The 15522-nt window shown below is 69.5% G+C and carries 9 protein-coding genes; 7 read left to right on the top strand and 2 right to left on the bottom strand.

Annotated features, from left to right (window positions below; genetic code table 11):
- Nucleotides 1–368 precede the first annotated feature (368 nt).
- On the top strand, nucleotides 369–1157 hold the full coding sequence (locus tag ACFYMC_RS18270; protein ID WP_388525930.1) for an ABC transporter ATP-binding protein: 789 nt from the start codon (nucleotides 369–371) through the stop codon (nucleotides 1155–1157).
- Entirely contained in the window at nucleotides 1154–3730 is a 2577-nt protein-coding gene (locus tag ACFYMC_RS18275) for an ABC transporter permease (protein ID WP_388525933.1), read from the top strand. The genes ACFYMC_RS18270 and ACFYMC_RS18275 overlap by 4 nt, the downstream gene beginning before the upstream one ends.
- Nucleotides 3731–3908: 178 nt before the next feature.
- Here ACFYMC_RS18275 and ACFYMC_RS18280 read toward each other — a convergent pair whose 3' ends face one another.
- Nucleotides 3909–5171 carry a DUF2079 domain-containing protein gene (locus ACFYMC_RS18280; protein ID WP_388526124.1) on the bottom strand — a complete coding sequence of 421 codons (1263 nt, stop codon included), beginning with the start codon at nucleotides 5169–5171 and terminating at the stop codon, nucleotides 3909–3911.
- Between the two features lie 616 nt (nucleotides 5172–5787).
- Between ACFYMC_RS18280 and mfd the strand changes: the two genes are divergently transcribed.
- The 3 genes from mfd to ACFYMC_RS18295 all read left to right on the top strand — a co-directional run bounded on the left by mfd (nucleotide 5788) and on the right by ACFYMC_RS18295 (nucleotide 11461).
- Nucleotides 5788–9318: a transcription-repair coupling factor gene (gene mfd / locus ACFYMC_RS18285; protein WP_388525936.1), complete on the top strand. Its 3531-nt coding sequence runs from the start codon at nucleotides 5788–5790 to the stop codon at nucleotides 9316–9318.
- Nucleotides 9319–9791: 473 nt separating this feature from the next.
- The gene (locus tag ACFYMC_RS18290; protein ID WP_388525939.1) at nucleotides 9792–10415 is read left to right on the top strand and encodes a SurA N-terminal domain-containing protein; all 624 of its coding nucleotides are present in this window, start codon (nucleotides 9792–9794) and stop codon (nucleotides 10413–10415) included.
- A gap of 23 nt (nucleotides 10416–10438) precedes the next feature.
- Entirely contained in the window at nucleotides 10439–11461 is a 1023-nt protein-coding gene (locus ACFYMC_RS18295) for a nucleoside triphosphate pyrophosphohydrolase (protein ID WP_388525942.1), read from the top strand.
- Between the two features lie 36 nt (nucleotides 11462–11497).
- Here the strand turns inward: ACFYMC_RS18295 and ACFYMC_RS18300 are convergent, their stop codons facing one another.
- Complete coding sequence (locus tag ACFYMC_RS18300) at nucleotides 11498–12709, bottom strand: globin domain-containing protein (protein ID WP_388525945.1); 1212 nt, start codon at nucleotides 12707–12709, stop codon at nucleotides 11498–11500.
- A 127-nt stretch (nucleotides 12710–12836) separates the two neighbouring features.
- On the opposite strand from ACFYMC_RS18300, the gene ACFYMC_RS18305 reads away from it, so the two are divergent.
- Together ACFYMC_RS18305 and ACFYMC_RS18310 are read left to right on the top strand one after the other, a co-directional pair.
- Complete coding sequence (locus ACFYMC_RS18305) at nucleotides 12837–14108, top strand: cytochrome P450 (RefSeq protein WP_388525947.1); 1272 nt, start codon at nucleotides 12837–12839, stop codon at nucleotides 14106–14108.
- A 115-nt stretch (nucleotides 14109–14223) separates the two neighbouring features.
- Nucleotides 14224–15333, top strand: a complete 1110-nt coding sequence (locus tag ACFYMC_RS18310; RefSeq protein ID WP_388525950.1) for a transglycosylase family protein — start codon at nucleotides 14224–14226, stop codon at nucleotides 15331–15333.
- Nucleotides 15334–15522 lie beyond the last annotated feature (189 nt).

Raw genomic sequence — 15522 nt, forward strand, 5'->3', positions numbered from 1 at the left:
ACAGTGCGGTGAGCAGGGCGTCCAGGTCATTCGTCACAGATCGATCTTGGACGCCCTGTCTGCGTTCCCAAACGCACCGTCAGCATTCGGAATGACTCGTCTAGGGGGAACTCCGTCGTTCGACCCAGGGGCGGCCGGTACCGGCGGAGGAGGAGAACTTCGGGCCCGTCTCCTTAACTGGTTCTTAGCGGGGGAGCGGCGAAGAAGTGGGCCGCGGGATATCCGGGGTGGGGCTGTCCCCACCCCGGATACACCGCCGGGCACCCGGGACTTGTCCCCCTGCGCACGGCAGAATCAGAACAGTTCCAGCCAACACGGCGTGGACATGCACCGCACCACACACCGCAACCGATCGAGGAGAGACAGACGTGACCACGGCTGTGACCATTCCCAGGCACGGGGGTACTGGAGGGACCACGGCTGTCGCGGCGCGGGCGCGGCAGGTCGTCAAGGAGTACGGGGCGGGGGAGACCCGGGTCGTCGCGTTGGACCACGTGGACGTCGACATCGCGCGCGGTCAGTTCACCGCGATCATGGGCCCTTCCGGGTCCGGCAAGTCCACCCTGATGCACTGTCTGGCAGGCCTGGACACCGTCACCGGCGGCGAGATCTACCTCGCCGAAACGGAGATCACCAAGCTGAAGGACAAGAAGCTGACCCAACTGCGCCGGGACCGCATCGGCTTCATCTTCCAGGCGTTCAACCTGCTGCCCACTCTGGACGCCCTGGAGAACATCACGCTGCCGATGGACATCGCCGGCCGCAAGCCCGATGCCCAATGGCTCAACCAGGTGGTCGAGACCGTCGGGCTCGCCGGCCGACTCAAGCACCGCCCCAACCAGCTCTCCGGCGGTCAACAGCAGCGAGTGGCGGTGGCCCGTGCGCTGGCCGCCCGCCCCGAGATCATCTTCGGTGACGAACCGACCGGGAACCTGGACTCCCGGGCCGGTGCCGAAGTGCTCGGCTTCCTGCGTAGATCCGTGGACGAACTGGGTCAGACCATCGTGATGGTCACTCACGACCCCGTCGCCGCCTCCTACGCCGACCGCGTCCTCTACCTCGCCGACGGCAAGATCGTGGACCAGATGTTCAACCCGACGGCCGAGCAGGTTCTGGACCGGATGAAGGACTTCGACGCGCGCGGGCGGACCTCATGACCGTACTGAAGACCTCGCTGCGCAACTTCCTCGCGCACAAGGGCCGGATGGCGCTGTCGGCGGTCGCGGTGCTCCTCTCCGTTGCCTTCGTCAGCGGCACCCTGGTGTTCACCGACACCATGAACACCACCTTCGACAAGCTCTTCGCGCTCTCCGCCGCTGATGTGACCATCAGCCCGAAGGGCGCCGACGAAGGGGACGACATACCGCAGACCGGCCGCCCCGAGACCCTGCCCGCCTCCCTCGTGGAGCGCGCCGGCAAGGCCGAGGGCGCGAAGTCCGCCGAGGGCGTGGTCATCTCGACCTCCGTCACGGTCGTCAACACCCACAACGAGAACCTCGGTTCCTCCAACGGCGCTCCGACCCTGGCGATCAACTGGACCTCCAACGAACTTCGCGCGATGGAGATTACCTCCGGTCATGCTCCGCGCACCTCGAACGAGGTGATGCTCGACGCCGACACCGCGAAGAAGCACAAACTCGGCGTCGGCGACGAGATCCGCACCATCGCCATCACCGGTGACCTGCGCGCCAAGATCTCCGGCATCGCATCCTTCAAGGCCACCAACCCGGGTGCGGCCATCGTCTACTTCGACACCGCCACCGCACAGCGCGGACTGCTGGGCAAAACTGGGCTGTTCACCCACATCAACGTCGAGGCCAAGGACGGCGTCGCCGACGAAGAGCTCAAGAGCGCCGTGGCCGCCGAACTCGGCGCGGACGCCTACAAGCTCCAGACCGCCCAGGAGTCCGCCGACGCCAACCGCGCGAATATCGGCTCCTTCCTGGACGTCATGAAGTACGTGATGCTCGGTTTCGCCGGCATCGCCTTCCTCGTCGGCATCTTCCTCATCTTCAACACCTTCTCGATGCTGGTCGCCCAGCGCACCCGGGAGATCGGCCTGATGCGCGCCATCGGCGCCGGCCGCGAACAGGTCAACCGCTCCGTGCTCGTCGAGGCGGTGCTGCTCGGACTCGTCGGTTCGGTCCTCGGTGTCGGCGCGGGCGTCGGGCTGGCCGTCGGGCTGATGAAACTCATGGGCCAGCTCGGCATGCACCTGTCCACGGACGATCTGACGGTGCTGTGGACAACCCCGGTCATCGGCCTGTTCCTCGGACTCGTCGTGACCGTCGTCTCCGCCTACCTGCCGGCCCGCAGGGCCGGAAAGGTCTCCCCGATGGCGGCGCTGCGCGAAGCCGGTACCCCCGTCGACCGCAAGGCCGGGCGGGTCCGTGCGGTGATCGGCCTGGCCCTCACCGTGATCGGCGCCGGCGCCCTCTACCTCGCCGCCGTCGCCGACAAGGCCGCCGAAGGCTCGCTCTTCCTCGGGCTCGGCGTGGTGCTGACCCTGATCGGCTTCATCGTGATCGGGCCGCTGCTCGCCGGGGGCGTCGTCAAGGTGCTCTCCACCATCGTCCTGCGGGCCTTCGGGTCGGTCGGGCGGATGGCCGAACGCAACGCCCTGCGCAACCCGCGCCGCACCGGTGCCACCGGCGCCGCGCTGATGATTGGCCTCGCCCTGGTCGCCTGCCTCTCCGTGGTCGGCTCCTCGATGGTCGCCTCCGCCACCGAGGAACTCGACAAGACCGTCGGGGCTGACTACATCGTGCAGTCCACCAGCCGGCAACCGGTGCTTCCGCAGGCCGAACGGGCCATGAAGTCCGTACCCGGCATGGCTCACGTCACCGCCTACCGGCTGGTCGAAGCCAAGGTGACCTCCCCGGACGGCAAGACGGCGGCGCAGACCCTGAGCGTCACCGACCCCACTTACGCCGAGGACGTCCGACGGACCATGGTCTCCGGCAAGCACTCCGCCGCCTACGGCCCCGACGCCATGTCGGTGGGTGACAAGTACGCCACCGAACACGGCGTCAAGGTCGGGGACCAGCTGACCCTCGCCTTCGACCGCGGGGAGACCGCACGGCTGCGGGTCGCGGCGATCACCTCCGACGAGGGCGGCCTCGACAAGGGCGCGATGTATCTCAGCACCACCACGGCGGCGGCACACATCCCGGCCGACCAACTGCCCCGGCCGTTCATGCTGCTGGGCAAGGCGACGGACGGCCAGGAGAAGGAGGCGTACGCTGCCCTCAAGTCCGGCCTCAACGCCTATCCGCAGTACCAGGCGCTCAACCAGACCGACTACAAGCAGACCCTCAAGGACCAGGTGGGGCAGCTGCTCAACATGGTCTACGGCCTGCTCGGACTCGCGATCATCGTCGCCGTCCTCGGTGTGGTCAACACGCTGGCCCTCTCCGTGGTCGAACGTACCCGGGAGATCGGTCTGATGCGCGCCATCGGACTCTCCCGCCGCCAACTGCGCCGCATGATCCGCCTGGAGTCCGTGGTTATCGCGCTCTTCGGCGCCCTCCTCGGCCTCGGCCTGGGCATGGGCTGGGGCGCGACGGCACAGAAGCTGCTGGCTCTGGAAGGACTCAACGTCCTGGAGATCCCGTGGCCGACCATCATCGGCGTCTTCATCGGATCTGCCTTCGTCGGTCTGTTCGCGGCGCTGGTTCCGGCCTTCCGGGCGGGGCGCATGAACGTCCTGAACGCGATCGCCAGCGAATAACGGCCCGGACCCGCAACACCGCCCGGTCAAGCGGCCCCGGCAGGCTCATCCGAGCCCGTCGGGGCCGCACCGCGCGGCCAAGCAGGAACCCACCAGAAGCGACCCAGACGCCTTGTGTGGGAGCAGGCGGCAATCCCGCGGGCCCCCAAGCCCGGGAGGATGCCAAGCCGGCAGCCCCTCAACCCTCCCGGTGCAGCACCACGTAGCCGCCCGCGGTGCCCACCAGGGAATAGCGATGCCCCGGGTGCAGGGCCGCGGCGTAGTCCACCGGGTTGTCCACCCACCCCGAGCCGTTGTTCAGGGCGATGTAGTCGGGCGCTACGCCTCTGGTGTCGCCCACCCAGAAGACCCGGCAACGCGCGGTGAGCCGGGCGATCGGGCCGACGTCCGCCTCCACGCTGGCACCGTCGGGGATCTGTTCGAGCAACCGCTCGGCGGCCTGGACCTGGCGGCTTTTGCCGTACGTGTGCCCCTCGGCCAGTGCTGCCAGCGGCATCGAGGGGGTCAGGGCGAGCGCCCCGGCCGCCACCGCTGTCGGCACGTGCAGCGCGTACGAGCGCAGCCAGGGCCGGGGGCTGCGCCGGGCCCGCTCCACGGCGTCCACCACGGCGAGTACCACCACCGGCATCAGCACCGCGCTGTAGTGCCAGTCCGTGGACCAGTAGTGGTCGTCCGAGGACAGGAAACGCCAGCCCAGCGTGGGGGCCGCCACCAGCAGCAGCGGTGAGCGCAGGGCCAGCAGCGCGCTGGTCGGCAACAGCACCCAGGCCAGCGTGGACAGCTTGGTGCCCCATCCGGCGAACGGGCCGGCGTCCTCCAGCTTGTTCCAGTACCCGTAGTCGCCACCGGTGTTGAAAGCCGGAATGAGCACGGTGAAGGTCAGCAGGGCGGCCACCGCGCCGAACACGGCCACCGCCACCGCCCCGTAGGCGAGACGAGGCCGGGAGCGCCGGGCCCGGGCGGCCACCACCAGCGCGATCGCGCTGAGCGTCAACCCCAGGTCCTCCTTGACCAGCACCAGCGGCAGTGCCCACCACAGCGCAGCCCGCCAGCGCCCCATGACCACGGCCTCCAAGGCGAAGGCCACCAGCGGCACCGCGAAGCAGATCTCGTGGAAGTCGAACTCGACGGCCCGCTGGATTCCCCAGGACAGCCCGTACCCGACTCCGAGCGCCAGACCACGGGCCGGGCCGAGCAGCCGGGACGCCACCCGGGTCACCGGCAGTACGGACACGGCGAACAGCGCGGCCTGCACCACCAGGAGCGTGGCAGGGCCGGGGAAGACCCGGTAGAGGGGGGCGATCAAGGCCGTGATCGGGCTGAAGTGGTCACCGAGGATGTGCGTGCCCGGGCCCTTCAGGTCGACCAGGGGCGCCTGAAGGTGCGCGTAGCCTCGGATCGCCTGCTCGAAGATGCCCAGGTCCCACGACAGCGTCTCCATACGACGCAGCCGCAGCAGGGAGAGGGCGGCGTACGCGACGAAGAACGCCGCCGCCAACGTCCAGCCGAGTCCTGTCGGCCGGAGCAACGGCGCAATGCCTCGGGGCAGCCGGACGAGCGACCGCCCCCCGGGTATCTCCCCGGGTATCTCACCCGGGCCCTCCTCGGGAGCGGGCACACGGGGCTCGGGCACTGCCGGGCTCGGGGTGGGCGGAGCCGGCGCCGGGGTGCCGGGCGGTGCGGGCTGTGCTCCGTGCACGCTAGGGGTCCTCCAGTCGGGCGGTTCAGCCCGCGGACGGGGGCCGGTCGGCTTGTGCCGGACCTCACGGCCGCGGTGGGGGTCTTCTTCGGGGGTCGGTCGGAGTGGGGGGATCGACATGAATCATCCCTGCTTGCGGCCGAAGTGTTCGAATCGCCCTCGTCAAGGTGCGGGAGGGCGTCGTCAAGCCGGGGCCCCGGGGACCGCGCGCGGTGCGCCCGATCCCCCGGGCGAGTGAGGGTGGCGCGTCGTAGGCTGGGAACCCCGGCCCGTCGTACGTGTCGGGCCCTTCGCGTTGCCCACCCGGCGGCCCGCACGCCGCACCCCCACGGAACATCCACGGACGGAAAGCCTCCTCATGAGCCTGCACGGTCTGCTCGACGCCGTCATCAAGGATCCCGCGCTGGCCGAGGCGGTCCAGGCGGCCAACGACGGCAACCGGATGCACGTCGACCTCGTCGGCCCGCCGGCCGCCCGGCCCTTCGCGATCGCCGCACTCGCCCGCCGGACCGGGCGTACCGTCCTCGCGGTGACCGCGACCGGGCGGGAGGCCGAGGACCTGGCTTCCGCCCTGCGCTCGCTGCTCCCGGCCGACGGTGTGGTGGACTACCCGTCCTGGGAGACGCTGCCGCACGAGCGGCTCTCACCGCGCAGCGACACCGTGGGCCGCCGACTCGCGGTACTGCGGCGGCTCACCCACCCCTCCACTGAGGATCCGGCAGCCGGCCCGGTCAGCGTCATCGTGGCGCCCATCCGCTCGGTGCTCCAGCCTCAGGTCAAGGGGCTCGGTGAGCTGGTCCCGGTCGCGTTGCGCAGCGGCCAGGGCGCCGACCTCCAGGAGATCACCCAAGCGCTGGCGGCTGCCGCCTACTCCCGGGTGGAACTAGTGGAGAAGCGAGGTGAGTTCGCAGTCCGCGGTGGCATCCTCGACGTGTTCCCGCCCACCGAGGAACACCCGCTGCGCGTGGAGTTCTGGGGCGACGAAGTCGAGGAGATCCGCTACTTCAAAGTGGCCGACCAGCGCTCGTTGGAGATCGCCGAGCACGGCCTGTGGGCACCGCCCTGCCGTGAACTGCTGTTGACCGACGAGGTACGGGAGCGGGCCGCAGTGCTGGCCGAGGCCCACCCCGAACTCGCCGAACTGCTCGGTAAGATCGCCGAGGGTATCGCCGTCGAAGGCATGGAGTCCCTCGCCCCGGTCCTGGTAGACGCCATGGAGCTGCTGCTGGACGTGCTGCCTGCCGGAGCCATGGCCGTGGTCTGCGACCCGGAGCGGGTCCGGACCCGCTCCACCGACCTGGTCGCCACCAGCCAGGAGTTCCTCCAGGCATCCTGGGCGGCCACCGCCGGTGGCGGCCAGGCCCCCATCGACGTCGGCGCCGCTTCCCTGTGGGGTTTGGCCGACGTCCGGGACCGGGCCCGTGAACTCGGCATGATGTGGTGGTCGGTCTCGCCGTTCGCCGCTGACGAGGAACTGTCCGCGGACACCTTGAAGCTGGGCATGCACTCCCCGGAGTCCTACCGGGGCGACACGGCCCGCGCACTGGCCGACACCAAGGGCTGGCTCGCCGACGGCTGGCGCACCGTTTTCGTCACCGAGGGCCACGGACCGGCCGCCCGTACCGTGGAGGTGCTCGGCAGCGAGGGCATCGCGGCCCGGTTGGAGGCCGACCTCGGCTCCCTGGAGCCCTCCCTCGTCCACGTCGCCTGCGGCGCCCTGGACACCGGGTTCACCGACCCCGCCCTGAAGGTCGCGGTCCTCACCGAGACCGACCTGACCGGCCAGCGGACCGCGACCAAGGACCTGGGCCGGATGCCGGCCCGCCGGCGCAAGACCATCGACCCGCTGACCCTCCAGGCGGGCGACTACATCGTGCACGAACAGCACGGAGTGGGCCGCTACATCGAGATGGTCCAGCGCACCGTGCAGGGCGCCACCCGTGAGTACCTGCTCGTCGAGTACGCACCCGCCAAACGTGGCCAGCCGGGCGACCGCCTCTACATCCCCACCGACCAGCTGGAACAGGTCACCAAGTACGTCGGCGGCGAAGCGCCCACCCTGCACCGCCTCGGCGGCGCCGACTGGACCAAGACCAAGGCGCGGGCGAAGAAGGCGGTCAAGGAGATCGCCGCCGACCTGATCAAGCTGTACAGCGCCCGCATGGCGGCGCCCGGCCACACCTTCGGGCCGGACACCCCCTGGCAGCGGGAACTGGAGGACGCATTCCCCTATGCCGAGACCCCTGACCAGTTGTCCACCATCGCCGAGGTGAAGGAGGACATGGAGAAGTCCGTCCCCATGGACCGGCTGATCTGCGGTGACGTCGGCTACGGCAAGACCGAGATCGCGGTCCGGGCGGCTTTCAAAGCCGTGCAGGACGGCAAGCAGGTAGCCGTCCTCGTCCCCACCACCTTGCTGGTGCAACAGCACTTCGGCACCTTCTCCGAGCGCTACAACCAGTTCCCGGTAGTGGTCAAGGCGCTGTCCCGGTTCCAGACCGACACCGAGGCCAAGGCCACCTTGGAGGGGCTGAAGGAGGGCTCGGTGGACGTGGTCATCGGAACCCACCGGCTGTTCTCCTCGGAGACCAAGTTCAAGGACCTCGGCCTGGTCATCGTCGATGAGGAGCAGCGCTTCGGCGTCGAACACAAGGAGCAGCTCAAGAAGTTGCGCGCCAACGTCGACGTGCTGACCATGTCGGCCACCCCGATTCCGCGCACCCTGGAGATGGCGGTCACCGGCATCCGCGAGATGTCCACCATCACCACGCCGCCGGAGGAGCGCCACCCCGTGCTCACCTTCGTCGGACCGTACGAGGAGAAGCAGATCGGCGCGGCCATCCGTCGCGAACTGCTGCGCGAAGGCCAGGTCTTCTACATCCACAACCGGGTGGAGTCCATCGACCGGGCCGCCGCCCGGCTGCGCGAGATCGTGCCGGAGGCGCGGATCGCCACCGCGCACGGGCAGATGGGTGAGAGTCAACTGGAGCAGGTGGTGGTCGACTTCTGGGAGAAGAAGTTCGACGTCCTGGTCTCCACCACCATCGTGGAATCGGGCATCGACATCTCCAACGCCAACACCCTGATCGTCGAGCGCGGCGACAACTTCGGCCTCTCCCAACTGCACCAGCTCCGCGGTCGGGTCGGTCGCGGGCGGGAGCGCGGATACGCCTACTTCCTCTACCCGCCGGAGAAGCCGCTCACCGAGACCGCGCACGAGCGACTGGCCACGATCGCCCAACACACCGAGATGGGCGCTGGTATGTACGTGGCCATGAAGGACCTGGAGATCCGCGGCGCCGGAAACCTGCTCGGCGGCGAACAGTCCGGTCACATCGCCGGAGTCGGCTTCGACCTGTACGTCCGCATGGTCGGTGAGGCGGTGGCGGACTACCGGGCTTCCCTGGAGGGCGGCGAGCAGGAGGAAGCACCCCTGGAAGTCAAGATCGAACTGCCGGTGGACGCGCATGTCCCCCACGACTACGCCCCGGGCGAGCGGCTGCGCCTCCAGGCCTACCGGGCCATCGCCTCCGCCAGCAGCGAGGACGAGGTCAGGGCGGTGCGGGAGGAGCTCAGCGACCGCTACGGCAAACTGCCCGAGCCGGTGGAGAACCTCCTGTTGGTGGCGGGCCTGCGGATGCTCGCCCGTGCCTGCGGGGTCGGTGACATCACCCTGCAGGGCAACAACGTCCGCTTCGGACCGGTGGAGTTGCGCGAATCCCAGGAGCTGCGCCTGAAGCGTCTCCACCCGGGTTCGGTCATCAAGCCAGCCACTTCCCAGGTGCTGGTACCGCGCCCGAAGACCGGCAGGATCGGCGGGAAGCCGTTGGTGGGACGGGAACTCCTCTCCTGGACGGGGGAGTTCCTGGCTACCGTCCTCGGTTCCTGAACCGGAGCGTGACCGGGGGCCCTTCGGGCACGCCCTGAGGGGATGCCCGAGTGGGTTCCCCGCCCCGGTCCTCCCCGGACGGTCGTGCCGCGGACTGCGGTCGTCGTCATGTGGTGCGTACAACCGGGTCCGGGCCTCTGACGGCCTCGGACCCGGTGAGGTTCGCCGTCCCCCCGGGCCGCGGCGATGGTGGTGAACGGGGGCGGTCGGCGGGGCGCTGGGCCTGGATACGGCGGGTGAGAGGCAAACCGGTCTCAGGACAGGCTCATCGGTTCCGGGGCGCCCGCGGCACGGGATCGAGATGGCACCCGGGCGTGGTCCAGCCCGGTGCGCAGGGGCCCGACTCCCCCGGGTGCCGGATGTCGGCGCGAATCGTTGGGTGAATCAGTGGCCCAGGGCACCTGGACTGCCTAACATCGATCACCGCAAGGCCCTTGTGCACCGAAGCACAATCAAGCCGCCGGGAGGCTCCATTGCACCGCCGCACTGCGCTCTCCGTCTCCGCCGCCCTGTTGGCCGCGGCTCCACTGCTGGCCGCGTGCGGGGGTGAGCCCAGGCCGGGTACGGCGGCCGTGGTGGGCGGCGAACGCATCCAGACGACCACGCTCCAGACCCAGGTCAACGACGTGCGTGAGGCCCAGCGCCGTTCGCCCCAGGCCACCCAGCTGATCGAGAACTCCGCCGGGCTGGAGCGCGCCAAGCTGAACACCATGATCCAGAGCCTCGTCCTGGCCCGCGCCGCGGCCGACACCGGGCTGTCGGTGACCGCCAAGGATCTCCAGGAGGCCCGTAGGGAGGAGATCTCCCGGGTCGGCGGGACGGAGCAGTTCGAGACCCTCGTGCTCCAGCAGGCCTCGATCTCCCCCGCGCAGATCGACCAGGCGCTGCGGGACCGGCTCATCGTCGCCAAGCTGACCGAGCGCTACGGTCAGCAGAAGTTCCTGGAGCCGATCTCCGCTGCCGCGAAGAAACTCGGCATCGAGGTCAATCCGCGCTTCGGGGCCTGGGATGGCGAGAAGCTCTCACTGACCGACGTGAAGACTCCGTGGATCATGCAACGTTCGGAGGGGGAGCAGCAGGCACCGGAAGGGACCTGAGCTGGCCGGGGTAGGTTCGAAGGGTGACTGAGACCCCTACCGCCCCCCGCGGGGACGCCGTCCCCACCGGCCGCATCGTCTTGTTGACCACCAGCCACCGGGTGGCCCCGGGACTGCTGTCCTGGGCCGCCTGGCAGCTGCTGTGCGCCGCTGACCGGGTGCTGTGCGCCGACCCCGGGCATCCGCAGCTGCCGTATCTGCGGGAGGCCGGGGTGAGGGTGGAGCAGGCCCGGCCGGAGGCCCGGGAGCTTGTTCGGCTGTGCCGGGGCGGGCGAACGGTGGTGGTGATCCCGACCGGTGAGGGTGATCAGAAGCTCACCGACGGCCTGGCCCGGATGGCCGGCTCCGGCCGGGAGGCGATGCCGGAGCTTGAGCTGCTGCCCGCCTCCTACGATCTGCCCGGGGCCCGACTGTTGGACCTGGTGCAGGTCATGGACCGGATCCGGCGGGAGTGCCCGTGGTCCTCGCGGCAGACCCATCGGGGTCTGGCCAAGTACGGGATCGAGGAGGCGTACGAACTCGTCGAGGCGATCGAGGACGGTGACCGTACGGAGCTTCGTGAGGAGCTCGGTGACGTACTGCTCCAGGTGGTTTTCCACGCGCGGATCGCGCAGGAGGACCCCGAGGATCCGTTCTCGGTGGACGATGTCGCCGCGACCCTGGTGGAGAAGCTGATCCACCGCCATCCGCACGTCTTCGGCGAGGAGACCGCCGAAACACCGGAGGAGGTCAAGGAGCACTGGTTGCGGACCAAAGCGGTGGAGAAGCAGCGCAGCTCGGTCACCGAGGGGATCCCGCTGGGGCAGCCGGGTCTCGCCCTGGCCGCGAAGCTGGCCGGTCGGGCACGGATCGGAGGCCTGCCGGTGGACGTTCCGCGCGGCGAGGGCGTCGGGTACGAGCTGTTGGCCCTGGCGGTGCGGGCCGAGTCGGAGGGCGTGGACCCGGAGACCGCGCTGCGGGCTGCTTCCCGTGCCTATCGGGACGCGATCGTGGTGGCCGAGGGCCGGGTGGACTCCGGCGTGGCGGACCCGGAACACGAGGCCTGAGGTGGTGTCGCCCCCGCCCCCGGCCAGGCCAGTGACTCAAGGATGGCGCGGAGCGCGGGCTGCCGGGTTGTGCCATTGCGGGTCGGGGCGACGCAGGAACCACTCCCGGAAGCCCAGGGGACGGGTGCGGCCGGTGGCGGCGGCGGGGACGGCGTCGTGGAAGATGCGGTCCGGCGCGGTGCCGAGCCGTTCGAGGAGCATGGCCGTCTCCTCGATGAACAGGGGCGGGCCGCTGAGGTAGACGTCCTGGGCGTGCCACAGACCACGGTTGCTGAGCGCTGTGACCAGCCGGTCGGTGGCCTGGTTGCGGTGTTGCCCGGGCGCCGGGGTGATGTAGGTGGTGCTCAGCCCGGGTAACCGTCGCCCCAGCTCCTCTATATAGGGACGGTCGTAGAGGTGGGCCGTGTCGCGGGCCACGACGAACAGCCGAAGGTCCACCTCGGGCGGACGTTGGGCGAGGTCTTCGAGGATGGCCCGTACGGGGGCCCAGCCAGTGCCGGCGGCGATCAGACTCAGTGGTTGGGTCAGGACGTGCGGGATCGTCATGGAGCCGCTGGCCGAGCCCAGCCGGAGCGTTTCTCCCGGCGCCACGTCCCGCACCAGGGCGGTACTGAGTCGACCGCCTTCGATTCGGCTGACGTGCAGGTCGAGGGTGTGGTCGGGGCGCGGGGCGTTGCCCAGGGAGTAGGTGCGCCAGGTAGTCGGCACGCGCTCGCTGGACACGCTGACGTACTGCCCGGGCCGGTAGGGCAGCGGGGGGTCCGGGCGCAGGGTGATCACGGCGATGTCGGATCCGTACTGGAGGTGCCGGATGATCTTTGCGTTCCACCAGGGCGGGTCGGTGCCGGCGGCGGCGCCCTCCATCATCGCGTCGGCGATCAGTGAGTACGCCTCGGTCCAGGCCTTTTCCACGTCCTGGTTCCAGTGCTCGCCAGAGGCCTCGGCGAGGGCGGCCAGCAGACTGGCGCCGACCGCCGCATAGTGCTCGGGGCGGGCCAGGAACTTCCGGTGGTCGCGGCCGAGGTCGCGGAGGTAGGGCAGCAGGGTCTCGTCGTCGAGGCGGGAGACCACGTGGGTGAGGGCGGCGAAGAGGCGGTCGCGTTGCCGCTCCATGTCGGTGAAGGAGTCGGGAAACATGGCCCGGATGGCCGGGTTATGCCAGAAGAGGTGTGAGTAGAAGAACTTGACCGCGTGCTCGGCCCGTCTCTCCACTACTGCGAAGCTGCTCTGCAAGTTCTTGGCATCCACAGATCCGAAAGTAGAAACAACATCTCAGCGATGGCCCAGCTCCATCTGATCTGCGGACAGTCGTGGGTTCGAGGGTGTATAGGGGTGTGAGTCTTGGGGGCACGGGGCTTCGGGATACCGTCGGCGGGTGCATGACGAGACGCCCGTAGCCGCGGCCGGCCCCGCCCCGACCCTCTTCGACTGGGAATTCGCAACCGATCCCTATCCCGCTTACGCGTGGTTGCGTGAGCACTCGCCCGTGCACCGCACCACGCTGCCCAGCGGGGTCGAGGCCTGGTTGGTGACCCGGTACGGGGACGCCCGGCAGGCCCTCGCCGACCAGCGGTTGAGCAAGAATCCGGCGCATCACGCGGAGCCTGCGCATGCGAAGGGCAAGACCGGGATCCCCGGTGAGCGCAAGGCCGAGCTGATGACGCACCTGCTCAACATCGACCCGCCGGACCACACCCGGCTGCGCAGACTGGTGGCCAAGGCGTTCACCCCGCGGAGGGTGGCCGAGTTCACGCCGCGGGTGCAGGAGCTCACCGATCAGCTGATTGATGAATTCGCTACAAAGGGGGAGGCGGATCTCATCCACGAGTTCGCCTTCCCGCTGCCCATCTACGCCATCTGCGAGATGCTCGGAGTACCGCGGGAGGACCAGAACGACTTCCGTGACTGGGCCGGCATGATGATCCGGCACGGTGGCGGCCCGCGGGGCGGGGTGGCCCGTTCGGTGAAGCAGATGCGCGCCTACTTGGCCGATCTGATCCACCGCAAGCGCGCCGACCCGGGGGAGGACCTCATCTCGGGTCTGATCAGGGCGAGCGACCACGGCGAGCACCTGACGGAGAACGAGGCCGCGGCGATGGCCTTCATCCTGCTCTTCGCAGGCTTCGAGACCACGGTCAACCTCATCGGCAACGGCACCTATGCGCTGTTGCGCAACCCGGACCAGCGGTTGCGCCTGCAGAACTCGTTGGCGGCGGGGGAGCGCGGGCTGTTGGAGACAGGGGTCGAGGAACTGTTGCGTTACGACGGGCCGGTGGAGTTGGCCACCTGGCGGTTCGCCACCGAGGACCTGACTCTGGGCGGCCGGCGGATCGAGGCGGGGGACCCGGTGTTGGTCGTGCTGGCGGCTGCGGATCGGGACCCGGCGCGGTTCACGGACCCCGACACCCTTGATCTGTCCCGGCGCGACAACCAACACCTGGGGTACGGGCACGGCATCCACTACTGTCTCGGCGCGCCCCTGGCGCGGCTGGAAGGACAGACCGCGCTCGCCACCTTGCTGACCCGGCTACCCGATTTGCGACTTGGGGGCAATCCGGACGAACTGCGTTGGCGGGGCGGGCTGATCATGCGTGGATTGCGAACACTCCCTGTGGAGTTCACGCCCGTTACGTCACAAAGGAGTTGACGTAGCGTCACTATCGTGACCGGAGCGTGATCTGAGCTGCACCGACTTGTAACAAGTGTTCGGCTGACGCTACTTTCGCCCCCACGTCCTCTGCAGTCCCGCGAAAGGCAACCGCATGCGCTCCGGGAATGGCCGTCATCGGCGCCCCCGTCAGGCCCCCGCGCTCGTCGTCACCGCAGGAGTCACCGGCTCCGCGCTGGCCCTGCCGCTCCTCGCCGCCACCGGCGCTCAGGCTGCCGACGCGGCCACCTGGGACAAGGTGGCCGAATGCGAGAGCGGTGGCGCCTGGAGCGCCGACCAGGGCAACGGCTACTACGGCGGCCTCCAGTTCACCCAGGAGGTCTGGGAGGCCAACGGTGGCCTCGACTTCGCTCCGCGCGCCGATCTGGCCAGCCGTTCGCAGCAGATAGTCGTCGGGGAGAAGGTCCTCGCGGCTCAGGGCCCCTCGGCCTGGCCGCAGTGTTCAGGCCCCGCGGGACTGGTCAAGGACAGCGTCAAGCCTGATGTGGACCCCGGGCTCGGGACGGAGAAGCGGGAGATCGCCCCGGCGCCGATTCGTCCCGCGGACTCCCTTCCGGTGGAAGAGCCCGAGAAGGCGCCCGAGCAGCCCGCGGCCACCCCCTCCGCCCCGGCAACCCCTTCCGCCCCGGTGACGCCGTCCGCGCCCGCGACTCCCGAGCTGCCGGACGCCTCGGCAACCCCGGGTGCTCCCGTCACTCCCACCACTCCCACCACTCCCGTCACTCCCACGGTGCCGGGCACTCCCACTAACCCCGTTGCTCCCACCACCCCTGCGACCCCCACCGCTCCCACCACCCCCGCGACGCCGGGCGCCCCCACCACGCCCGCAGCGAGCCTCGCGCCCGCCACGCCTGCCGGGCCCGAGGTGCCCGTCACCCCTGGCGTGGTGGGCGAGGGCTCGACCGTGACGCCCGTGGCTGGCGCGTCAGGAGTGACGGCCGCGGACCCCGCTGTGGCCATCGGGACGGGCAAGCATCGTGGCGAACCGGCCGAGGAGTCCTCTGGTGCATCCGCCGGGGCGCTCTCTGACGCGGCATCGGATGGTGCATACACGGTCAAGCCGGGCGACAACCTGACGGATATCGCCGGCGCGCACGGAGTCGCGGGTGGCTGGACCGCGATCTATCAGGCGAACGAAGAGGTGATCGGCTCCGATGCCGACCTCATCAAGCCTGGCCAGAGCCTCGATCTGAGCGGCAAATAGGGATACTTGGGGCGCGCCGCTTCTCCGATGCGTGGGTCAATGTCCTGGTTCGCGTAAGTGAGACATGAGTCTCTTCCACCCAACTGGCGCGCCCCTTCGGCGGAGTGTGGTGATTCCGCCCCTCACCTGCGTAAATGCCGGTTCTCTGCTAGGTGTTTTGGGCGTTTTTCCTAGCTTGTCCGATATTGA

This window comes from Streptomyces sp. NPDC006879, from assembly GCF_042869595.1.
GTDB lineage: Bacteria > Actinomycetota > Actinomycetes > Streptomycetales > Streptomycetaceae > Streptomyces.

What these genes read in the sequence shown, in the direction of transcription:
- mfd (WP_388525936.1), top strand. Translation starts at nt 5,788, where the DNA reads ATGAGCCTGCACGGTCTGCTCGACGCCGTCATCAAGGATCCCGCGCTG.
- ACFYMC_RS18280 (WP_388526124.1), bottom strand. Translation starts at nt 5,171, where the DNA reads ATGGAGACGCTGTCGTGGGACCTGGGCATCTTCGAGCAGGCGATCCGA.
- ACFYMC_RS18310 (WP_388525950.1), top strand. Translation starts at nt 14,224, where the DNA reads ATGCGCTCCGGGAATGGCCGTCATCGGCGCCCCCGTCAGGCCCCCGCG.
- ACFYMC_RS18275 (WP_388525933.1), top strand. Translation starts at nt 1,154, where the DNA reads ATGACCGTACTGAAGACCTCGCTGCGCAACTTCCTCGCGCACAAGGGC.